This window comes from Capsulimonas corticalis (genome assembly GCF_003574315.2).
Classification (GTDB): Bacteria; Armatimonadota; Armatimonadia; order Armatimonadales; family Capsulimonadaceae; genus Capsulimonas; species Capsulimonas corticalis.
The window spans coordinates 7,069,676-7,091,360 of record NZ_AP025739.1; the positions used below are offsets into that span (position 1 = coordinate 7,069,676).

The 21,685-nt window shown below is 59.4% G+C and carries 22 protein-coding genes and 1 pseudogene; 5 read left to right on the plus strand and 18 right to left on the minus strand.

Annotated features, from left to right (window positions below; translation table 11 throughout):
* From D5261_RS30810 to D5261_RS30840, 7 genes are all read right to left on the minus strand, one after another.
* On the minus strand, nt 1–426 hold the full coding sequence (locus D5261_RS30810) for a DUF8459 domain-containing protein (protein ID WP_119321609.1): 426 nt from the start codon (nt 424–426) through the stop codon (nt 1–3).
* A gap of 14 nt (nt 427–440) precedes the next feature.
* A complete protein-coding gene (locus D5261_RS30815; protein ID WP_119321610.1) occupies nt 441–1,451 on the minus strand; it encodes an SDR family oxidoreductase in 1,011 nt (336 codons plus the stop codon).
* A gap of 43 nt (nt 1,452–1,494) precedes the next feature.
* The gene (locus tag D5261_RS30820) at nt 1,495–4,611 is read right to left on the minus strand and encodes an FAD-binding and (Fe-S)-binding domain-containing protein (protein ID WP_218025587.1); all 3,117 of its coding nucleotides are present in this window, start codon (nt 4,609–4,611) and stop codon (nt 1,495–1,497) included.
* A gap of 62 nt (nt 4,612–4,673) precedes the next feature.
* Nucleotides 4,674–5,813 carry an enolase C-terminal domain-like protein gene (locus tag D5261_RS30825; protein ID WP_218025588.1) on the minus strand — a complete coding sequence of 380 codons (1,140 nt, stop codon included), beginning with the start codon at nt 5,811–5,813 and terminating at the stop codon, nt 4,674–4,676.
* Nucleotides 5,813–7,564, minus strand: coding sequence for a thiamine pyrophosphate-dependent enzyme (locus D5261_RS30830; RefSeq protein ID WP_119321612.1), 1,752 nt, complete (start codon nt 7,562–7,564; stop codon nt 5,813–5,815). Before D5261_RS30830 ends, D5261_RS30825 begins: the two co-directional genes overlap by 1 nt.
* 93 nt (nt 7,565–7,657) lie before the next feature.
* Nucleotides 7,658–8,146: a DUF4396 domain-containing protein gene (locus D5261_RS30835; protein ID WP_218025589.1), complete on the minus strand. Its 489-nt coding sequence runs from the start codon at nt 8,144–8,146 to the stop codon at nt 7,658–7,660.
* Between the two features lie 78 nt (nt 8,147–8,224).
* Complete coding sequence (locus tag D5261_RS30840) at nt 8,225–8,350, minus strand: hypothetical protein (RefSeq protein WP_301002361.1); 126 nt, start codon at nt 8,348–8,350, stop codon at nt 8,225–8,227.
* 145 nt (nt 8,351–8,495) lie between these two features.
* On the opposite strand from D5261_RS30840, the gene D5261_RS30845 reads away from it, so the two are divergent.
* Nucleotides 8,496–8,882, plus strand: coding sequence for an ArsR/SmtB family transcription factor (locus D5261_RS30845; RefSeq protein ID WP_119321613.1), 387 nt, complete (start codon nt 8,496–8,498; stop codon nt 8,880–8,882).
* Nucleotides 8,879–10,309, plus strand: coding sequence for a chloride channel protein (locus D5261_RS30850; RefSeq protein WP_119321614.1), 1,431 nt, complete (start codon nt 8,879–8,881; stop codon nt 10,307–10,309). The genes D5261_RS30845 and D5261_RS30850 overlap by 4 nt, the downstream gene beginning before the upstream one ends.
* 13 nt (nt 10,310–10,322) lie before the next feature.
* Here D5261_RS30850 and D5261_RS30855 read toward each other — a convergent pair whose 3' ends face one another.
* The 8 genes and pseudogenes from D5261_RS30855 to D5261_RS30890 all read right to left on the minus strand — a co-directional run bounded on the left by D5261_RS30855 (nt 10,323) and on the right by D5261_RS30890 (nt 16,877).
* Nucleotides 10,323–11,165, minus strand: coding sequence for an APC family permease (locus D5261_RS30855; RefSeq protein WP_218025590.1), 843 nt, complete (start codon nt 11,163–11,165; stop codon nt 10,323–10,325).
* Nucleotides 11,166–12,164 (minus strand): annotated as a pseudogene (locus D5261_RS30860) (APC family permease).
* Between the two features lie 40 nt (nt 12,165–12,204).
* The gene (locus D5261_RS30865; protein WP_119321615.1) at nt 12,205–13,113 is read right to left on the minus strand and encodes a mechanosensitive ion channel family protein; all 909 of its coding nucleotides are present in this window, start codon (nt 13,111–13,113) and stop codon (nt 12,205–12,207) included.
* Between the two features lie 76 nt (nt 13,114–13,189).
* A complete protein-coding gene (locus D5261_RS30870) occupies nt 13,190–14,254 on the minus strand; it encodes a TIGR00341 family protein (RefSeq protein WP_165864219.1) in 1,065 nt (354 codons plus the stop codon).
* Nucleotides 14,226–15,452, minus strand: a complete 1,227-nt coding sequence (locus D5261_RS30875; RefSeq protein WP_119321617.1) for a cation:proton antiporter — start codon at nt 15,450–15,452, stop codon at nt 14,226–14,228. Before D5261_RS30875 ends, D5261_RS30870 begins: the two co-directional genes overlap by 29 nt.
* Before the next feature lie 2 nt (nt 15,453–15,454).
* A complete protein-coding gene (locus tag D5261_RS30880) occupies nt 15,455–16,423 on the minus strand; it encodes a mechanosensitive ion channel family protein (protein ID WP_119321618.1) in 969 nt (322 codons plus the stop codon).
* A 9-nt stretch (nt 16,424–16,432) separates the two neighbouring features.
* Complete coding sequence (locus D5261_RS30885; RefSeq protein WP_119321619.1) at nt 16,433–16,666, minus strand: hypothetical protein; 234 nt, start codon at nt 16,664–16,666, stop codon at nt 16,433–16,435.
* 61 nt (nt 16,667–16,727) lie between these two features.
* Nucleotides 16,728–16,877 carry a hypothetical protein gene (locus tag D5261_RS30890; protein WP_165864220.1) on the minus strand — a complete coding sequence of 50 codons (150 nt, stop codon included), beginning with the start codon at nt 16,875–16,877 and terminating at the stop codon, nt 16,728–16,730.
* Nucleotides 16,878–17,016: 139 nt separating this feature from the next.
* Here D5261_RS30890 and D5261_RS30895 point away from each other — a divergent pair, with 139 nt between their 5' ends.
* Nucleotides 17,017–17,364: an ArsR/SmtB family transcription factor gene (locus D5261_RS30895; RefSeq protein WP_165864221.1), complete on the plus strand. Its 348-nt coding sequence runs from the start codon at nt 17,017–17,019 to the stop codon at nt 17,362–17,364.
* A gap of 48 nt (nt 17,365–17,412) precedes the next feature.
* Here the strand turns inward: D5261_RS30895 and D5261_RS30900 are convergent, their stop codons facing one another.
* Genes D5261_RS30900 through D5261_RS30910 form a run of 3 tightly spaced genes read right to left on the minus strand, consistent with a single transcriptional unit; the run spans nt 17,413 to nt 18,770 of the window.
* On the minus strand, nt 17,413–18,024 hold the full coding sequence (locus D5261_RS30900; protein WP_301002362.1) for a hypothetical protein: 612 nt from the start codon (nt 18,022–18,024) through the stop codon (nt 17,413–17,415).
* Nucleotides 18,025–18,038: 14 nt separating this feature from the next.
* Nucleotides 18,039–18,311, minus strand: coding sequence for a hypothetical protein (locus D5261_RS30905; RefSeq protein WP_119321622.1), 273 nt, complete (start codon nt 18,309–18,311; stop codon nt 18,039–18,041).
* 39 nt (nt 18,312–18,350) lie between these two features.
* Nucleotides 18,351–18,770, minus strand: a complete 420-nt coding sequence (locus tag D5261_RS30910) for a hypothetical protein (protein WP_125205999.1) — start codon at nt 18,768–18,770, stop codon at nt 18,351–18,353.
* 20 nt (nt 18,771–18,790) lie between these two features.
* Here D5261_RS30910 and D5261_RS30915 point away from each other — a divergent pair, with 20 nt between their 5' ends.
* Together D5261_RS30915 and D5261_RS30920 are read left to right on the plus strand one after the other, a co-directional pair.
* Entirely contained in the window at nt 18,791–19,420 is a 630-nt protein-coding gene (locus D5261_RS30915; protein ID WP_125206000.1) for a cytochrome c3 family protein, read from the plus strand.
* A 16-nt stretch (nt 19,421–19,436) separates the two neighbouring features.
* Nucleotides 19,437–21,680, plus strand: coding sequence for a molybdopterin-containing oxidoreductase family protein (locus tag D5261_RS30920; protein WP_119321625.1), 2,244 nt, complete (start codon nt 19,437–19,439; stop codon nt 21,678–21,680).
* Nucleotides 21,681–21,685: the final 5 nt, after the last annotated feature.

Genomic DNA, 21,685 nt, shown 5'->3' on the forward strand with positions numbered 1-21,685 from the left:
TCAATCTCCGCGACGTCTGCCTTGGACGCAGACCTGCGGAAGCACGACGCTAAGAGTGGCCGCCCAATGGGCGGCCAAAACTCGGGGCTTCATGCCGTTCGCACGGGCCAGGGCGTTGTCCACGATGACCAACAGATGACGGTGTACGGATATGCTCACATCTCGGCCATGTCTGGACCGGCGGACAACAACATCGGAAGGCCGTAAGTCCGCGATACCGAGGATCGGACTGAGCCGCCTTCGAACGCGATCGGCGCGCTGATGCGGCGAGCAGCCGTCGATGCCAACCCGAATATCCATAATCTGCTTTCCTCCCAGGCAGATCACCTCGTCTGTCGTCATGGACGTCCGCTGCGCTCGGACCGGTTCCGCTTCGGTGACTGCGAGAAGCGCGAGTGCAAGGAATAAAAGAGGACTGATCTTCATGGCTTGCCTTTCGGTTACTTCCGATATCCCATGACTGTCCGGCCCAGCATCACCGCCCCAACCACCGACAGAGCCGCCAAGGCCAGCCACTTTCGGTTCAGCGACAGCCAAAGCTGAGGAGTGAAGCTTTTGGCCTGAGCGTCAAAATCCCCGTGTGCGCCTCGATCGCCAGGAAGTGCTTCCCAGAGATTATTCGGGGCACTCCCGTCCTTCGGCTGTCCCAGACGCTGCTGCGACTTAAATCCCGTCCGGCCCAGATACCAGTCTCCGACCTGGGGGAATAATTTGTTACCCAAGATAGCGATCACGGTGGAGGCGCCGACGAAGATCTCGCGACGGCCATGGCGCGCCGCCCAGTACACGGCTTCTGCGGCGACCTCCGGCTGATAGATTGGCGGTACAGGCTGCGCCTTATTGGGCAGTAAGTTTTTAACCCAGTCGAACTGCGGCGTGTTCATGGCCGGCATCTGTACCATGCAGAGTTTGACTCCGCTTTTCTCGTGAAGTAGCTCGGCGCGCAGGGAGTCGGCGAAGCCCTGAATTCCATGCTTCGCCCCGCAGTAGGCGCTCTGCAGCGGAATGCCCCGGTAAGCGAGTGCGCTACCCACCAATACGATGCGCCCGCGATCGCGCGTCCTCATGCGCCGCAGCGAGCTCATGGCTCCATACACCTGGCCCAGATACGTCACTTCGGTGACGCGCTTGAAATCCGCCGCTTCGCTGTCTTGGACAGGACCAAAGACGGAGGCCATGGCGTTGTTGACCCAGATATCGATCGGCCCGAGCTCGAGTTCCGCCTTGCGAGCCGCCTCCTCAACCTGGCTGGCATCGGCCACATCGCAGGGCAGTATCAGCGCCGTGCCGCCGAAGCGCTCGACATCGCGTTTCGCCCCTTCCAATCCCGCCATGCCCGCTCCGCCTCTGGCGATCAGTCCCACCTTCGCGCCTCGTTTGGCGAAGGCGCAGGCGATCGCCCGCCCCAGCCCCGCGCCGGTGACGACGACCACTTCCGATTTGCTATTCATGACATTCACTTATCCTTTAAGCGGCGTTTTAGCCCTGGCCCAACTACTTTTGTTTCCGGCGGACCAGAACACAAATTGCAGCCCCGGCCGCCAGAACGGCGGCAGCCCAGATGAAAGGACGAACTTTGGCGGCGGGATCGGGATCGGTAATGTTAGTCCGCTCGGGATAAGGCCCCGGCGTGCCAGCAGGCCCCTCTCGGAGCGCCATACGGAGCACTTCCGACAGGTGCATCGCGTGGCGTCCCGTGTTCTGCGAGATCATCTCGCGGCAGGAGAACCCGTCAGCGACCAGCAGTGTCTCATCGTCGGCTGACATGACTTTGGGAAGCAGAACACGATCGCCGCATTTCTGCGCCACATCGAAGTGCGCTCCGGTTTCGAAGCCGAAGGCGCCCGCCATGCCGCAGCATCCATCCTCGGGGGCGGTAACGTTTAGCCCCATCTTGTCCAATGTTTTCTTCTCTGAATCAAAGTCAAGCACCGTTTTGTGGTGGCAGTGGCCGTGAACCAGCGCTTCGCGCTTCAGCGGAAGCCCGGCGGCAAAATTCGGGCACTCCTTCTCCAGAAACTCGCTGAGCATAAATGAGAGCTTGGCGAGCCGCTGACCGTTCTCCTGCTCCGGCATTAATTTGCCTAACTCGTCCCGGAAGACGGAACAGCACGACGGCTCCAGAAAGACAAACGGAAGGTCGGCCTGAATTTCGTTTCGAAGAGTGTTCAGGATGTTCATCATCCAGCGCGTGGCGGCATCCATGAAGCCATAGTCGTAGAGAGGTCGTCCGCAGCAGATGTCCTGCGTTGGAACCACCACGCACCGTCCGGCCGCCTCAAGAACTTCGACGGCGGCCTTGGCGGCTTCGGGATGGAAGTAGTTGTTGAACGTGTCTGGAAACAGCACGACCTTTGGCTTGTCTTGATTTCGGGGCTCGCGCCGCGCCCACCAGCGCGTGAACGGCTCCTCAGCAAAAGGCGGGATCGTGCGTGAAGGCTCGATATCGGCCAGTCGCTTGGCGGCCGCGCTCAGAACAGGCGTAGAGGTCACGACATTGGCGAGGGTCGCCAGCCCCGGAACGCGGCTGACCAGACGCGCCCAGGTATGGATGAAGCCGAACGCATAGTGACTGCGCGGGTGCAGGCGCCCCTCGAAATAGTGCGCCCGGAACTCTGCTTTGTAGGTGGGCATGTCCACGTTGACCGGGCATTGGGCCGTGCAGCCCTTGCAGGCGAGGCACAGGTCGAGCGCTTCGTAGACGGCGTCGTTCTTCCAGCCCTTGTGCAGCGGCTCCCCTTGCAGCATTTCGAAGAGCAGATGAGCGCGACCGCGAGTGGAGTTCTTCTCTTCGCGCGTCACCATGTACGAGGGACACATGACGCCGCCTTCGTGCCGGCGGCACTTTCCAACGCCGACGCAGCGCAGCGTAGCCTCCGCAAAGGAAGCGCCATCGTCTAGATATTTAAAGTAGGTATCGACGCGCGGCGGGTCGTAATCGGCGCCGAGCCGCAGATTTTCGTCCACCGCGTAGGCATCGATTACCTTGCCGGGATTCATCTTCCAGTCCGGATCCCACAGGCGCTTGAACTGCCGCATGGCGTCCAGAAGTTCGTCGCCGAACATGATGGGCAGCAGCTGGGCGCGCGCCTGTCCATCCCCATGCTCTCCGGAAAGCGACCCGCCGTATCCGACCACCAGATGGGCCGCCTCGACGAGAAATCTTTTCCACTTGTCGATCCCCGTCTGTGTTTTGAGGTCGAACGGAACCCGGCAATGGATGCACCCCTGCCCGAAATGGCCGTAGAGCGACGTGTTATATTCGTATTTCTTGAACAGGGCGCGCAGATCGCGCAGGTACGGTCCGACCTTGTCGGGAGGAACGGCGCTGTCTTCCCAGCCGGGCCACATGGACGGCTTGCCGGGAACATCAGCGGTGGCGCCTAGGCCGGACTCGCGGATCTCCCAGATCAGCTTCTCCTCATCAGGATCGTCAAAGAGCTTGTGAGACGGATTCAGATCCCATGTCTGGACCTCTTCGAGCAATTTCCTCGCCTTCGCGTCGGCCTCTTCTTTATTGTCTCCGCCAAACTCACACAGAAGCCATCCCTTGCCGTCGGGCAGGAGCTTGAGATCACTCGGGTGCAGTCCTTTCTTCTTCATCCAGTCGATCAGCAGTTCATCCAGCCCTTCCAGGCCGATGGGCATGTGCTTCATCACCTTCGGCGCGGCGTCCCCGGCGTCGGCGACGTCAGGGAACCCAAGAACAATCAGCGTGTGAAACTTCGGGAAGGGAATGAGTTTACAGCGAGCCTCCAGAACGGTGACGAGCGTGCCTTCCGAGCCAACCAGAGCGGCGGCAACGTTGAAGCCTTTCTCTGGAAGCAGTTCTGCCAGATTGTATCCCGAGACGCGGCGCGGGATATTCGGATACTTTTCACGGATGAGATCCGCGTATTTGTCACGCAAGTCACGCATTCCGCCATAAATCTCACCCTTGCGTCCCCCAGCCTCAATGATCTGCGTAAGCTCGGTCTCCGACGTTTTGCCGACCGTCATGCGCGTACCGTCGTAAAGCAGAATATCCATCGAATCGATATTGTCCGCCGTTCGCGCGCCGGTACCCGCATGAGCAGCCATGATGGAGTGGACGCCGCAGGAATCATTGCCGATCATCCCTCCCAGGGTATTGTGCGAGTGCGTCGCCGGGTCCGGCCCAAAAGTGATCCCCTGCTTACGCGCCTCATCCCGCAGGTCGTCGAGGACACAGCCCGGCTCCACGGCGCCAATTCTATTCTCAGCGTCGATCGAGAGGACTTTGTTGAGATATTTGGACCAGTCAATGACTACGGCGACGTTGCAGCACTCACCGGCAAGGCTCGTTCCGCCGCCGCGCGACAGCACGGGGGCTTGGAATGCGCGGCAGGCGGCGACCGTCGCGATCACATCATCGATCGTCTTAGGCACAACCACTCCGATGGGAACCTGGCGATAGTTGGATCCATCCGTGGCGTAAAGGGCGCGGCTTCCATCGTCAAACCGCACTTCGCCCAGAACCGATTTTCGAAGCGCCGCCTCCAGCCCTTTGGCGTTGACGTTCGGTGCGCGGCCTCCGCCACGGCGTTTGATATCATCCCTGGAAATCAGATTGGATGTTGGCATCTCAGACATAGTCACCTCTTTATCAATACATCATAAAAAAACGCGGCCGCTTGGCGCAGCCGCATGCATATTCAAATCCGGTATCGCTCCGCGTCCGCGCGCTTGAACTCCATTCCCATTCCAGGACGGGATAAATCGGGATAAAGAACGCCACCCTTCGGCGTCAGCACGCCGTCAAACAACATGCCCTCAATGCGCGCGTGATCGTGAAAATACTCCAGATGGACAAACCCGACGACCGCACATCCGGGCGCCACGTGCAGGGAAGGCGCGCAGTGCGCCGAAATCGGCGCGTGATTTGCGTGGCAGAGCGCGGCGGCGCCGAGAAACCCGGTGATCCCCGCACAGCGAGACGCATCGGCCTGGAGAACGTCCACCGCTCCGGCGGCGAGCATCCTCTGGAAATAGCTCAGCGAATATCCATACTCTCCGGCGGCGATGTCCATGCCCGCCGGCCCTCGGTCGCGCAGCAGCCGCAGCCCCTCTAGATCGTCCGACGGGCGAGGCTCCTCAAACCAGACCACGCCCAGCGCGGCATATTCCTCGGCGAACTTCAGCGCCTGCTTGCGCGTATAGGCGCCGTTGGCGTCCACGAATAGTTCGACGCCGGGTCCGATGGCCTCCCGAGCCTGCCGCACCCGCTCCACGTCGTCCTCGGGATGGGATCCGACCTTGATTTTTACTCGCGGGATCCCCATCGCCGCCCAGCTGCTTAGCTGCGTCTGCAACTGCTCTCTGGAATAGGTGGTGAAGCCGCCGCTGCCGTAGACAGGAGCGCCGTCACGCGCCTGGCCGAGCAGCGACGCCAGCGGCAAACCAAGCAGTCTGGCTTTGAGGTCCCAGAGCGCGATATCCACAGCGCTGATCGCCATCGAGTCGATACCGGGACGCCCCAGATTACGGATCGCGTGGTTCATCGTCATCCATGATCCCGGAATATCCAGCGCGTCGCTCCCCACGATCTCGTTCGCCAGGGTCTCGCGGATGACGAGCGCCGTGGCCTCATCGGCATAGGTATAACCAATTCCCGTTTGATTGCCCGCCGTCACTTCGGCGACCACGAGAGTGGTCTTATCCCAGGCGAAAGTGCCGTCCCCTTCCCGGGCGTCCGTCGGGATCGTATACGCCGACACATCGACCCGTGTGACTGGAAACTCATGCGCGCGCATGCCGCCCTGCTTTCTCAATGGCTCCTCAAGGAAATAGGACATCAGATGAGTTCGCTGATCTTGTCCCGAAAGGCGGTGAGCGCGATCCGCGCTCCCTGCGGCTGGCCCTTGACCAGCGCTTCGCCGAACTTGCGCGCCTGGCTCATCGTGACATGCCCGGGCATCGGCGGCTCGTTCGGATCCACGTAAACTTCGACCAGCGCGGCTTTCCCACAGCTCAGAGCCCGCTCCAGCGCCGGCTTAAGATCGTTCGGATCTCGCACCGTAATTCCAACGCCGCCGCAAGCTTCCGCGAACTTGGCGAAGTCAATATCGTGCAGTTCCACGGCATACTCGGGAACTCCGAGGAAGACGATCTGCTCCCACTTGATCTGCCCCAGAACATTGTTCTTGATCATGACGACTGTGATGTCCAGGCCATATTTGACGGCAGTGGCGAATTCGCCCATCAGCATGGTGAAACCACCGTCGCCAACGAATGCAATACTTTGCCGATCCGGAAACGCCACTTTCGCGGCGATAGAATACGGCAAGCCGGGAGCCATCGTCGCGAGGGTTCCCGAGCAGGAGAATTTCTGGTCCTTGCGGATCTTGAACTGGCGCGCGACCCACGTCGTGTTCGTGCCGGAGTCTCCGGAAACAATGGCGTTATCCGCCGCCAGCTTCCCAAGCTCCCAGGCGACGCGCTGCGGTACGATCGGCGTGCGATCGCGCATCGCCCGCTGCTCCATGAGCTCCCACCAATCCTTCATGCCCTTCTGAGCCGACTCCAGCAGAGGACGCTCATCTTTACGATCGATCAGCTCCGTCAGCGCGGCAAGGGTCGCCTTGGCGTCGCCGACCAAGCCGACTTCCACCGGATATCGCAGGCCAATCCGGTCCGGCATATCGTCGATCTGTACGCCTGGGCACTTGTCGTGCTTGGGAAGGAACTCCATATAGGGGAACGATGTCCCGACGAACAAGATCGCATCGCACTCCTTCATGACGTCCTCGGACGGCGCCGTGCCAAGAAGTCCCAGACCGCACGTCGTGTAGGGACTGTCATCCGGGATCACCGCCTTGCCAAGCAGGGCTTTGACGACTGGCGAGCCCAGCTTCTCCGCCAGTGCGATCACCTCATCACCCGCCCCGAGCGCCCCCTGGCCGACCAGCATCACCGGCTTCTTCGCGGCGTTCAGTATGGTCGCAGCCTTCTGCAATTCACCGGCGGCGGGGACCAGCACGGGACGCGTCCAATTGGAAGTCGTGTTTTCCCGGCCCTTATGCATCGAATACTTGCCGGATGGCTCCGCCAGCTGGTAATCGATCGGCATAATGACGGCAGAGACGCCGCGATGGTTGAGCGAGTGCCGGCACGCCTCGTTGGCGAGCATTTCGATCTGATTAGGGTTGGCGAGTTCCTGCACGTAGACGCTGACATCGTCAAACAGACGCGCCAGATTGACGTCCTGCTGAAAGTGGCTGCCCTTGAGGTCGCTGAATGTCTGCCCCAGGATCGCAAGCACGGGAGCCTGGTCGCACTTGGCGTCATAAAGGCCATTGAGCAGGTGGATCGCTCCCGGACCGGATGTCGCCAAACAGCATCCGAGCTTTCCGGTATATTTGGCGTAGGCGCACGCCATGAATGCCGCCGCCTCTTCGTGACGCACCTGAACGAACTTGATCTTATCCTGACGTGTGCGCAGCGCTTCTATCACTCCATTGACGCCGTCTCCCGGGATTCCGAAGATTGTGTCAACGCCCCAGCCCATAATCGTTTCGATGAAGACATCCGATACGGTTTCCGCCATTTTATGCTTCCTTTCTCTCACATGGAGAGACAACCTTATACTTGTACTGCTAATGTTTCTTTGACAACAAGTTAAACTGCCTTCGATATTCCGCTACATCGCTTCCGTCAAACCTTTCTTGATAAGCCAGCGATTAATGGGATAGCTCGCGGCGAATCCCACAACCATGGCGATCTGCATCATGAACCAGTAAGCCGACATCGTAGAGTTCAAGGGAGGCTGGAAGAGAACGAAGTGGATCAGCCCCATCCAGGCGAGCATGCCGGCCTCGTAAGCCACGATGGAAAGAGTATCCGCCTTCACGGCGGCGATGATCCCCTGCCGGAAGCCCAGGCCGCGCATGGGAACGATGGAAAAATATTGGAACACGATACCCAGGAAATACGCCAGCAGAAAGTCGGCTGCGACCGCCGCCCAAAACGTGTCTCCAGCGATGGTCCAACCCGAGGAGCGCATCGCCCGTTCCGCGATGATGTCGCCCAGAGCGCATCCGGCTCCGCAGTGGGTGACGCCGATAAAAACACTGCGCCGCGGCGGCTCGGCTTGGCTCCGGCTGGCGCCTTCGTCCGCGATATCTCCCATATTTCTCTTGGGCTCCGAACGCCCAAGCGCAAAGTATGCCCAGAGCCCAAAGATTCCAAGACACAAAGATGTAATCGATCATACAAAATTCATGATCACCATCTTCTGCGGATGAGCGGACACGTCCACCGCAACGACCAAGGCGCAGAGCACGGAAAGCGAAAGAGAAATATCAGCTAAGAGCGAGAGCCAGATAGGCGACATGGATTCATCTTCCTTATTATATTAGTATATTCCAATATTAAAATATTATTAAACTTAATTCTTACAGCGTTATATTATGGTATTATAATGTTCGAATGCACGAATACCGCAAAAATCTAATCCATGGCGTTACCAGGAGGACTGCATGAAATCCGCGACCCGGCAGCGCGCCGCACAACAGTTTGGCGCCCTCTCGCATCCAAAGCGCTTGAAAATCGTCGAGCTGCTTTGCGTCGGCGAAAAGAGCGTCAATGAGATTGCGCGAGAAATCAATTTCTCACAATCCGGAACGTCGCAGCATCTGGCGATCCTGACGCACGCCGGCCTGCTCGTCTTAGAGGCGCACGGCGCGACCCGGGTTTACCGGGTGCGCGGCCCCAGAGTTGGTCAGATCTTGGCGCTAATGGAAGAATTTTGTGAGACGCACGAACTGTATGGAGTTTCTGAAGAGAAAACTCACGGTGAGTGGACAGACGCGCCCGATGGAGAGAGCGCCGGACTGTCCCTAGGAAATGGATTGGACAGCATATGAAAGATAGGGATCTCAATCCCGCGCCGGAGGAGAGCACGCCGCAGCTCTCCGATGAGTACCGGTGGTACAGCGAGCATACGGCGCTCCTGGTCAGCACGCTGAAATGGGCGCTGCTGGGCGCGGTCGCCGGATTGTGTGTCGGCCTGGGGACCAAGGCGTTCCTCTGGGCGCTGGCTTGGGCGACCGGCGAGGCGCTGCGGCTGAAGGTCGGCGTGTTCCGCTATTACGATCTGCTTCCGCTCGCCCTGCCGCTCTGCGTATGGCTGGTCCGCACGTTCGCGCCGACCGCCAAAGGACACGGAACCGAAGCCGTCATCACCGCCGTTCACACACGGAGCGGGCGGATCAACCTCGCGGTCGCTCCAGTGAAGCTGCTCGCAACGGTGCTGACGCTGGCCTTCGGCGGATCGGTCGGCAAGGAAGGCCCTTGCGCGCAGATCGGCGCGTCCATCACGAGCGGCTTCGCCGATTTGCTGCGGCTCGGCGACGAGGACCGGCGCCGCCTTGTGATCTGCGGGATCGGCGCTGGATTCGGCGCGGTCTTCGGCACCCCGATCTCCGGTGCGCTCTTCGGCATCGAGGTTCTGTATCTGGGTAGGATCGAATACTCCGTGCTCTTCCCCTGCCTGATCGCCAGTATCGTAGGGCATCTCGTCTGCGGCGTCAGCCCGCCCGTCCCCGTCCTGCACGACAACTTTGGACGCTTGAACCCGACGGAACTCGTTCTGCTGTCGGTCGGCTTCGGCGCGATCTGCGGCTTGATCGCGCTCACGATGATCGAATCGATGCGTGGGCTGGAGCGCGGTCTCCACCGGTTCTCCGCGCATCCCTACGCGACCGCCGCCGCCGGCGGGCTTTTTCTCGCCGTGATCTACCATGTGTTTGGAGACACTTACGCAGGGCTGGGAAGCACGACCATCGAAGGCGCGCTCAGCGGCAGTCTTCATCTCTTGCTGCTTGGGGTCGCGATTAAGATCGTCACCACGGCGGTGACCCTGGAAACCGGAGGAAGCGGCGGCATCATTACGCCGCTGTTCTTTATCGGCAGCACGGCGGGGCTAGCGTTCGCCCACATGTTTCATCTGCCGGCGGGCGCATTCGCGGCGTTTGGCTTCGTCGCGGTCGTTGCGGCGGCGGCCAATACCCCAATCGCCGCCGCCGTCATGGGCATCGAGATGCTGCCTGGCTCCGTGGGGGTCTACGCCGCTCTTTGCGCCTGCACGGCGTATCTGATCGTCGGCCACCGAAGCGTCTACGCCAGCCAGAAGCTGGGCTTCTCCAAATCCGCCGGGCTGGATGTTCCGCTGGGCGGGACGATCGGCAGTCTGGGCCGCGACAGCGTGCGAATCCGTCCAGGCTCTGTGGCGGCTCGTCTCCACTCGCTGCGCCGGGTCCGGCGATGGAAAAAGTCGCCTCCGTCCGCTTAGAAGCCCCAATGGATCACATGATCAGCCGAACGCCGCCGAGTGAATCCAGGCTGTGTGGGAACCGGTCGCTCGGCGTTCCGATAAACATGTAGTTCTTAGGAATTCCCAGGCGCTGGGACAGCCGCTCAATCAGCGATGGGCAGAATTCGCCCTGTACGAGCAGCAAATCAATCCGCAGATCGGGATAAATCCAGTCGATGATGCTGACATTCGCCCCCAGATCGACAGGAACGGCGGCGTTGTCGGTATAGCAATGCACGACCCGCAGCCATTTGTTCTGCGCGTTTTGCAGAACATAGAGGGCCATTTCATTGAGCAGCGGCAGACTGTCTCCATCAGTAAAGAAGATCACGGCCTGCTGGTTGATCCGCTGAATATCCCCACGGATCCGCCGGCTGAACCGGCTGTTCGCCTCGTGGAGCCCCTCCAAAAACACTTCGGAGATGCTCAGAAGCAGCCGCGGAATTCTGACGCGCAGGAGCATCAGACAGACCACTCCCTCCGCAATCGCGAAATAGACGAGGAAGACCTGTACGTACTGTGGGCTGAGCAGGACATTGCCAATCAGCGCCGCGACCGTCGCCGCGAGCGCAAGAAGCACGGTCGGCCAGGGTGCCCGGATCTGGCGCGGCAGACGCGCGCGTTTGATCTTGAGCAGGATATTGCCGACCGCAAACAACGACATCACCCCAAGAAACGCAATGGTGTAAACGCCGCCCAGCACGAGAAGCCGCCCCTGCGTAATCGCCAGGATCGACGCACAGAGTGCAAAGAAGGCGAGGATGATCCAGTGATTGGTCTCGCGCCGCTTGTTCTCGCGGAGCAGGAACTGCGGCAGACAGCGGTCCAGACTCATTCACCGCACCAGGCCAGTCACGCCGACGTAGCTCGTCAGCACGGCGCCAGACAGCACCAGCACCGCATCAATGCTGACCGCCGTTCGGAGCCAGGGCCCGGCGGCGATAAAGCCCATATGGGCCAGCAGATCCTCCGTGTGGCTCGTAATCGTCGAGAGCGGAAACAGCGAGAGCGCGAGCAGGCTGATGGCTGGATTGAAGACGGCGACAATGGCCCACATATTCCGCAGCGTCTTGGGAAATACGCCCGGCTTTTGCTCCTCGATAAAGTTGGCCGAACTTTCGAAGCCGCTGACGCCGAGCATGGCCGCCGAAAAGCCGAAAAAGACGGCGCGCCACACGCCGCCCGGCAGCGGATGGCTCCAGTTCGCGGCGAGCATGGAAACATGAGCGCCGCTGCAGCAAACGGCCACAAGAACACAAAGCGTTAGGATGTGCAGCCCAAAAATTGCAAGCGCGATCGACGACGATTCGGCAATGCCGAAGAGGTTCAGCGCGGCGAAGACGGCGAGGAGAGCCAGGGTCGCTCAGAAGACGTTCAGATCGGCGTAAAGGTTATGCGCGTAACTCATCGCGGCGTGCGCACTGATGACGGCGGTGGCGATATAAGAAAGGATGGTCAGGCAGGCGGCGGCCGAAGCCTGCCCCTTGGTAGTGGTGTTGAGCAGGACATTGTAAGCGCCGCCATTCAAAGGCAAGGCCGTCCCAACTTCCGCGTAGATATTGCGAAACAGGAACAGCACCGCAGCCACCAGGGCCAGCGCGATCGGCGCGTAGGGACCGGCGTAGAAGGCGGCGATGGCCGTCACATACAAGCAGCTCGACGTGATATCGTTGCCGCAGATCGCCGTCGAGCGCCAGACGCCGAGCTTATGGATGACGCCGGAGTCCAGATGCGTGAGCTTGACAGGATCGGTGTCCAGATCGCTGATCCGCTCCGCCGTGCGTCGGCCAGGAAAGTCCCATGCCGCTTCCAGGGGCGTGGACGGAAGAGCCATCCCCCAGCTTCCACAGCCCTTACTCGGTCCTCGAACTCGCTCATGACTGATCTCCTATGTCTGCGTTGTTCTGGGCGGCGCGGAATGGCGGCACAGGTTCCGGCGTCTCGCGACGCAAAATTGTCGCCGACGTGGATGTGGGTGTTGGAACGCCGGCGTCGTACAGAACCTGCTTGAGGCTCCGAAGCATTTCGGATATCGTTTTGACCTCCGTCGCCTTCATGGGATCGGCCCAGTAGTAGAGCCGCCAGGAAAGAACATCGTTCCCACTATCCACGCTGCGAACACGCAGGATCGGGGCCGGATCCTTGGCGATGTCCTCATTTTGCTGGGCCGCCTCTAACGCTTCCCGCTCTACCAGCGACGCGTCTGCGGTCAGGCTGGTGTCGAAATCAATGGTGTAACGGCGCTTCCCAAGACGCGTGTGATTGACGACGGGATTGGTATAAACCGCGCTGTTGGGAATAATCACGAGTTCATCGCCGTAGGTTTGCAGGCTGGTCGTGCGGATCTGAATGTCCGTGACCGTTCCTTCGTAATTGCCCAGCGTGACCTGGTCCTTAAGCTCAAATGGCCGCGCAAACAGCAGCAGAACGCCGGCGATGAAGTTCTCCAGAATGTCTTTCAGCGCGAAGCCCAGGGCAAATCCCGCCACGCCCAGGCTAGCGATCAGCGTGGTGACGTCGATGTTGGCCGCGCTCAAAGCGACCAGGATGCCGATGAAGAGAGTTCCCAGGTAAATGGAGCGTACGATCAGCAGCCGCACGGCCCAAGGGATGTGGTGAATCTTGCCCAGCGCCTGCCGGGCAAGGCGTCGGGCGAGGCTCGCCACGCCCCAGAACATCAGGAGAAGCAGCAGCGCCACCAGAAACCGTGGAATAAACGAAACGATTCGATGCAGGGTTGCTTGCAATGGAATGAGGAAGGCAGACCAGTAGCTTTGTGACATTTTGATCCGTTCTCCAGGATGCGCGCCCCTAATTCCATCTGCTCGGGATCGAAACAGTAAGAACGCGGCCGGCGGTCTACTGGGTTCCCGATGAGGCGACGGCGCCTTGCGGGTCCGTGGTCCAGAGGTATCCCTTGCTGCTGCACTCGCGCGTAATAATCGTACGTACGCGCAGGCTCAAGTCTTGCCGCCCCGTCGTGCGCCTCAGTTGCGCCTCCAAGTCCGCGCAGGAATTTGGAGTTACGACCCAGGGAGCGCTTACCACAGCGGTGAGCTGTGGACGATCGCCATATCCTTGTATGCGAAGATCCGTCAGACGTGCGGCGCCGTTCTTCTCGATCCGCGCGCGCAGGAACCGTTCCGCCGCTGTATGCAGGGTCTGCTGCTCCAGCGCCAGTCGGAAGCTATGGATCAGGAAGCCCGCCAGAATCACGAGCAAAGCAACGCTGGGGCCAAATCGGCGCACGACAGCCTTACGGTCCAGATGAGACAAACTATGGTAGCCCTGAATCCAGAGAACCAGCGACGTGACGGACTGGATCGCCACCAGGTTCGTCAGAAAAAGCACGAACGCGCCGCCGCTCGCCTGATAAAGACCATGCGCAAGGCAGATACCGCAGGTGCACAGGGGCGGCACTAAAGCCGTCGCCACCGCGACCCCGACAAGGCTGCCGCTCATCCGTGGCGACAGAACCGCGTATGCTCCCGCCGCGCCGCCCGCCAGCGCGATGATCATGTCTAAAATATTCGGCGCCGTGCGCGCCGTGATCTCACGGCCCAGAGGAAGGTCGGAATGGATCTTGCCGATCGTGAAGCCGATGGCCAGAACGAGCAGCGCGCCGCAGCATTCAGCAAGGATCGCCTTACGAAAGAGCGCCTGCTTCCCATCCACCAGAGCGAGCGCCAGACCGGTAATCGGCCCGAGCAGCATAGCGATGATCATGGCGCCGATAACGACGGCACCGCTGTCCTGAAGCAGCCCGTAGGAAGCGATTACCGCCGCTAGGCCGTTCATCAGGAGGAACGCTCCACTTAGGCCGGAATTCGCCTCAATCTGCTCGCGGACTTCAACACGAACATTCTTCTGGTCATCATTGCGCTCAGCCCCATCATCAATGGGCGGGGAGGTTGGCGGCGTCATTCGGTTGTCCTTCCAGGGCATGCTCCGATACTAGAAGATTGAGCTTTCTCAGCAAGGGCTTCATGGTGAGTCCCTGCACGATGATGGAGAACGCTACGACGGCGAAGACGACCGTAATCAGCAACGGGCGTTGCGGGATATCCTGCGGCAGGCCCAGTACGAGAGCAAGCGCCAGCGCGCCGCGCAACCCACCCCAGAACAACACGTGCTGATGGCGCATCTCGATAGGCCGGCGAGTGCGCCGAAACAGCGCACTGCACAGATAGACCGAAAGCGCCCGCCCCAGCAGTACCACCGCGACGGCGATCAGGACCGTCCGCAGCAACGGATGGACATTGAGACTTGCGAGTGACTGGCCGATCAGAAGAAAAATCAGCGAGTTAGCCAGGAACGCCATGTAGTCCCAGAAGCGCGTGATAGATTCGCGGCCTTCCTGGGTAAACGAGCAGACATTACCCACGATCAGTCCAGCAGTCAGCGTCGCGAGCACACCGGAGAGATGGAAGTGTTCGGCCAGCAGAAAGGAGCCGTATGCCGCGACCGTCGTCAGCGTCAGTTCGACCATATGGTCGTCCGTTCCGCGCTCAAGCAGCAGCATCGCCCCCGCCACCACCGCCCCGCAGGCGGCTCCGCCCAGGACCGTGACGCAAAACGCTAACGTGATTCCCCATCCGGTCATCCCCGCGCCTTGAACGGCCGCCAGCGCCACGGTAAAGGCGACCGCCGCCGTTCCGTCATTAAAGAGACTTTCCGCCTCCACGAGTATCTTTAAACGTTCTGGAACGGGCGTTTCTTTAAATGTGGCGATGACGGAGACCGGGTCCGTGGCGGAGATCAGCACTCCGAAGAGCAACGCCGTAGTCCAGGCCCATCCCGCTCCGGCGTGCATGCCCAGCGCGGTGACGCCTGTCGAGAGCAGCACGCCGGCAGTGGCGAGGACAACAACAATGAGGAAATCCCGGCGCAAAGCCCGCCATGGCAGGTAAAACGCCGCTTCAAAGATCAGGGGAGGCAGGAACGCGTTAAAGATTAGGTCTTTGGTCAGATGGATTGCCGGCGCGGACCGAAGAAGCGCCAAACCGACTCCCGTTACCAGCAGCCCCACGGTGTATGGGAGATGGGCTCTTCGAGCAAGCATTGCAACGACTGCGGCGATCAGCAGCAGCAGCGAGACATATTCAATATTGTGTGCAATCATAGTCAGGTATTTAGTGGGGGCGATGAGAGGGAGAAATGTATTAAGGCGTTATGGCGCCATTGGCTATTCGAGAGGTGAATTCCTGCCATTGAGAACATTGCCGTTGCGATCACGCACATCCATATTCTCAGGATCGTTGTGAAAAGAGTCGTTTGGGTAGCGAAGGGAATGTCGATCCCATTCTCCATTAGTGCCTTTGTGGCGGCGATCAAGACGCAGTCCTGAACGACAAGCACATTACGCCGCGTCGGCGGCTGCACCCACCACCAGATGCGAATGGTGATGCTGGAAGCAGCGATCTCCACAACGAAGGCCTCCGGCGCGGGATCGGTCATGACGCCTTCTAAATCGCCAATCGCGTTCAAAATGACAGACTTCGCCTCATCGGGATCGTCGCTATGCCCGACACCGATTTCGCACTGGCAGCGCCGTTTTTCGTAAGCCGTATTGACGGTGACCGCTTCGGTGAACAGCTCCGTATTGGGGATCACGATCCGTCGGCCGTCGTAGGTGTCGATCGTCGTCGCGCGGGTCTGAATGTCGCGCACCGTGCCTTCAAAATCCTTTACCACGATCTGGTCACCGATGCGAAACGGCTCGGCAAGCAATAAGAGAATTCCGGCGGGGAAGTTCTGGAAGATATCCTTGAAGGCAAATCCGATGGCGACGGTGGAGATGCCGAGCAGGCTGATCAAGTTGCTGACGTTGAACGACGGAAAGACGACGGTCAGAGCGACCAGCGCGCCGACGAGCACGATCACACCCTGAGACAGCCGCCCCAGCACTAAGCCAACGCTTTGCGACCGGCGATGGCTCTCCGTGGCCCGTCGGACCAGCGCGCGGATCTGCCGGCCCGCATGGTAGAACAGCGCGAAAATGAGGGCGGCGATCAAGATGTTCGGGATTGCCGCGATGAAACTATTCGCCAGGATCAGAATCTTCGTCCAGGCGACGGAAGGGTCGAACTTCATGAGTATTGGTCACCAATTTCTGCAAACCGCCGCCTGAGCGCCGAGAGACGCATCCCCTTCATCCTTGTGAGAATAACCCGCGAACACGCCAACGTAGGGAAGCAAAGGCGTCACGCTCTCAATGGATTCGCCGCCACGGAAATAATAGTTCGCAAACCCGCCGATCGTCGTCAGTGTCTTGCTGTCATGGGCGCCGGCCACCGAACCCGTCGCGCCGAACTCGATATTCGGAGATGTGAACAATCCGTACGAGCCGGAAAGGGCATAAGGTTTGGCCCCGTCGAGAAATACGCTGCCGGCCAGATTAATCTCTCGTGTGTTCTTTAGTAGGAAGAAGGTTTTGTCGCGTATTCAGCGCATCCTGCGCGGAGGCGCTTCCTGTTCCGATCGACAGCATGACGCCGTCAGTTGCAATGCGCGCCAAATTTGCTGTCTTCTTGAGATTGCTAGTCATGTGTTTACTCCTAAGGTATATTTCATAAGATTCACATATAAGAATATTCAAATATATCGCTTTAATTAAACCTATGGTAGACTGTCGTTGAATAGCGCCGGCGTACGGAACGATAGGCGGGCGGAATAGGGAGATGACTATGAACGAGGTGGATGGAGCAAAAAAGCCGGCTTTGGATGTCGTGGGAATGGACGATGCAACGACGAATTTCGCCGCAATGCTATTCGTGGCGCTCGCCCATCCAACCAGGCTGAAGATCGTGGAGATACTGACCGATCAGTCTCGATCAGTCAGCGAAGTGGCGGATGAGATTGGCATCCTTCCGAACAGCGCCTCGCAGCATATGGGGATTTTGAACCGCGCCGGCGTCGCCAAGTCCGTACAAGAAGGATCCGTGATTCGTTACACGCTGCGGGGGCCGCGCATCGCGCAAATCATGCGGCTTGTGGATGAATTTCGGTCACTGCATTCGTCGGATCTATTGTAGGAAGCGATACGGCGGTAAATTTACGATAGCTATCTTTAGCATGACAGATCACTGCGACATCGAGGAATCTGTCCGATAAAGCCAGCCCAGCACTCCGCCATGGACGACAAAAGTGGCGCACAATTGCAGAGTCGCCCACCCACTCCATCCGAGGAGATAAAATCCCGTGTCCGCAAGCGCGCCGCGCATCACCGCCGGATGATAGCCGTTCGCAAGCCAAACCATTAATCCAGTCACCGCGAATACTCCCAATCCATACGCTATTCCCTTTTCGACCGTCGAGCGGGAAAGCGACCAGGAAAGCAGGATGAAATATCCCACCGCCGAAGCCGACAAAAGGCATACCAGCGCAATGATCCCGATCAGCCACGTTTGATGTGTTGGTATCGGTGGCCAGAGCAGAGAGCCTAGGAAGTCGGCCAAATCAAATCTGCCTCCAGGATAGGATGAGTCGTTCGCGCCGATCACGGAAGTCGGCGGCAGCAATCGTAAAGATGAGTAATAGAGAAGAAACCATACTGTGGCGCTGACGGCAGCGGCGACCGTTCCTCTCATCCAATTCACGCCATAGAGGGAAATCACTCGCTGGGGCTTGGGATAAGAAACGATGAGGTTTCGAGTCCAACGCCAGATATCCCGAAGCGCCGCTGACAATGACATCCGTCGCCTCGCGATCAATTCAATCCGTGGAACCCTGTCCAGACAAGATAAGCCGCCGTCCATCCCCCAAACAGCACATACGTCCAGATCAGAAACTTAGGCAGAGGAGCGTGGTCCTCCTCGATATCGCCGTAACTCACGATAGCTTCTTCTCCACGCTTCTGTTTCGCCGGATCTCGATCCCTGCCGATGATTGTCACATACCAAACGGCGATGACGGAGAAGATCGTCGTCGCAACTTCGGCGAGCAACCAAATCCAGTTATCCTGCCCCTGCATGATATTCATACGCTGTCTCCATATCTTTGTGCGACGGCGCAGCTTTATCTAATCTTGATTGCGAGTAAGCGATACGCCCGCGCTGGCGTTCCGCGCCACCAGAATCGTCATCATAATCGACGCCAGAAATGATATGAAAACGAGCGCGATCACCACGATAGCGAGAGTTCGTTTCAAAGCCGGTTCGGGCGAATTGGGCGGATGGTTGAAATTCTCGTTCTCCGACTCACCTAGCGGAGCGTACGCAACCCGGTCGCCCGGATCGCCAAAATGCTGGTTCCGGAACGCCCAGACCAGCGCGGCAAATCCAGCGACAGCCATCGCGAGATTTAAAAGGCTTTGAGAGACTTGCGGCGTCATGACATTACCATTCCCCGCAGACCTATCACTCAAACGGTTTCCCCAGAATTGAGCCAATTCAGAACCGGCGCGTCGGTTTGAAGCAAAGACATGGCGGGTATAGGCCAACAGCGAGCATACATCTATGATTGCGAATACTATCTTACCCACTCGCCAAACGCTCGATCATCGCCGCTAAAAAGATGGGACTTCCGGGATTGACACAAACATGGCGTACCCGGTTAGCGACATTTACCGGCGTTCTAATCATCCTGCTTGGCTGTTCCTTGGTGACGCGCCCGCAAACGACGCACGAGCGAAAGACCGGTTGGGTCGGCAATCCAGGACCCGCTCAACCCGTCGCCTTCTATCATCAGGTGCATGTAAGCGAACTGCACATTCCCTGCGCCTACTGCCACTGGACGGCGGCGACGTCTCGGGAAGCTAACATTCCGCCCGTGGAAACCTGCTGGGGCTGCCACAAGAACATCTCTATTACGCATCCGGAAATCGCGAAAGTCCGAAAATATTACCTTTCGGCTCAGCCCATTCCCTGGGTTCGCGTTAACCAGCAGCCGGATTACGTGCATTTCTCGCATACCGCCCATGTCTCCGCGAACGTTCCTTGCGCGACGTGCCACGGGGAAGTCGGAAAAATGCTCGTTGTGTCTCAGCCGATCGAAATGAACATGGGCTGGTGCGTCACCTGTCACCGCAGCAACGAAAAACGGTTTCATCCCAAGAAAGCTGCAGTCGATTGCTATACATGCCATTACTGATTCCCAAGGGGCGCCAATGAGCGATATTAGCCGCCGTACATTTATCAAGCTTTCCATGCTTGGCGCCGCGTCAGGACTGGTGGCAGGATGCGGCGTGTCCGAAAACGGTCGCGAAGAGGCGGCGGGACAATATGGCGGCACGCGGAGCCACATACAGCCCTATATCATCCAGCCGTCGAATCTTGTGGATGGTGTTTCTCAGTGGTTCGCCTCTACATGCGTGATGTGTCCCGCAGGTTGCGGACTGATCGTCCGCACGATGGGCGGCCGCGCGACCAAAGTCGAGGGAAATCCGGAGCATCCGATCAGCCAAGGCAAGATTTGCTCGCGCGGCCAGTCGACGCTTCAGCATCTCTATAATCCGCTCCGTCTGCGCTCTCCCATGCAGCGCGCGGTCCGCTCGTCGGCGCCGGCGCCGATCTCCTGGGATACGGCGCTGGCAAGAATAGCCGGCAGGCTCAAGGCGAGCCGGGGAAGAATCGCCATCCTGGCGGATGGGCTTTCTTACGGGCAGAGCCCTTCGGCGGGAAAGCTGCTTTCCGGATTCTCAGAAGCCGTCGGCGCTTCGATTTTTTATTACTCACTCCTGGACAGCGCTCCGTGGCGAGCTGCGGCGAAGACGGCCCATGGGCAGGACAGCGTTCCGCTTTATCAAATCGATCAGGCTGATTACCTGCTGGCGTTTCACTCCGATTTCCTGGAGACATGGCCCTCGCCCGTTTATTACGGCCGAGCATTTGGAGAATTTCGGCAGGGCGCGCGTCGAGAAGCCGGCGATCACGGCCGCTTCGTGTATATCGGTCCCAGGATGAGTATGACGGCCGCGAAAGCGGACCGGTGGCTTCCGTGCCGTCCCGGGACGGAGATGGCGGTTGCCCTGGGAATTCTGAGCGCGATGGGCAGGCCGGGACTATCCGTCGTGAAGGCGGCCGCCCTCTCCGGTTTGACCGAAGCCCAGATCACGCGCGTCGCGCGGGAATTCGCGGCGGCCGGTCCTCGCGCCATCGCGCTCCCAGGGGACGGGCTGGCCGCGCTGCCGAACGCCACGGAGGCGATCATCGCCGTTGAAGCCTTAAACACCGTCGCCGGGAGAGGCCGCACGGGATTTGGCTTCCCAGCGTTTCCTCTTGCCGCTTCTTCAGAGTCGTATTACGCGCAGATCCAGCGGCTCCAGATCTCCATCGAAAAAGGAGAGGTTGACGCGCTTCTTGTCGTCGGTCAACCGAACCCCGTCTTTACCACGCCACCGTCCGCCGGCTTTGCCGCCGCCCTCAAACAAGTTCCCTTCGTGACAGCATTCACGCCGATTCCGGACGAGACGACGGCGTATGCGGACCTGCTGCTGCCATCCAAGACGTTTCTGGAAGAGTGGGGAGACCATCTTCCCATCGCGATCCCTGGAGACATATCGATGGCGAGCCTCTCGCAGCCGGTTGTCGACACAAAATATATCCAAGAGAAGAATGGCTCAGCGCCATGGATGGAGCCGAGAGGCCTATTCGACCTGACGAAGGCGATTTTGGGCGTCTCGGGCAAACCTGCGCCCGCTGCTGACGGCGAGGGCTTTGTGCGCGCGCTCTGGAGCGCCAGCGGAGCGAACGCATGGGAAGACCGTGTAGGCGTCGGAGGCTCATGGGTTTCAAAGCCGGCGGCGGGAGCCCTCCCGACCACGCCCGCCCTCCCTGCTTACTCCGGCCCGCGCACGCCTCTGCCTTCCGGAGAATTCACGCTTACACTTTATCCGCATCTCTATTGGGCGGATGGAAGAAACGCAAGCGCGCCATGGCTCCAGGAAATTCCCGATCCGATGACTATGGCAGTCTGGAACAACTGGGTGGAAATCAACGCGGAAACCGCGCATCGCCTGGGGATCCGCACCGGCGACATCGTGCGGCTGACGACGGACCATGGCGAGATCGAACTGCCCGCGATACCGTATCCCGCGATCCATCCGGAGGCTCTGGCCGTTCCCATCGGCCAAGGCCGCTATGATTTTGGCGGTTCTCAGGCGACCGGGCACTCCGTGCCAAATCCCTTTGCTCTTCTCCCACTCTCAACGGATAAAATCACAGGCGCGCTTTCTTACAGCGGAGCCGCCGTGCGACTGAGCAAGGTGCGCAATGCGGCGCCGGGATATGATCCCGGCGAAAATACCTTGGTCATTCTTCAGGACCGGCCCGGAGGACAGGAGCCGGAGGCGGTCAAGGACTTGATCCACGCCACGGCGCGCGAATTGCGAAGCCAAAAGTCAAACACTTAGATGGG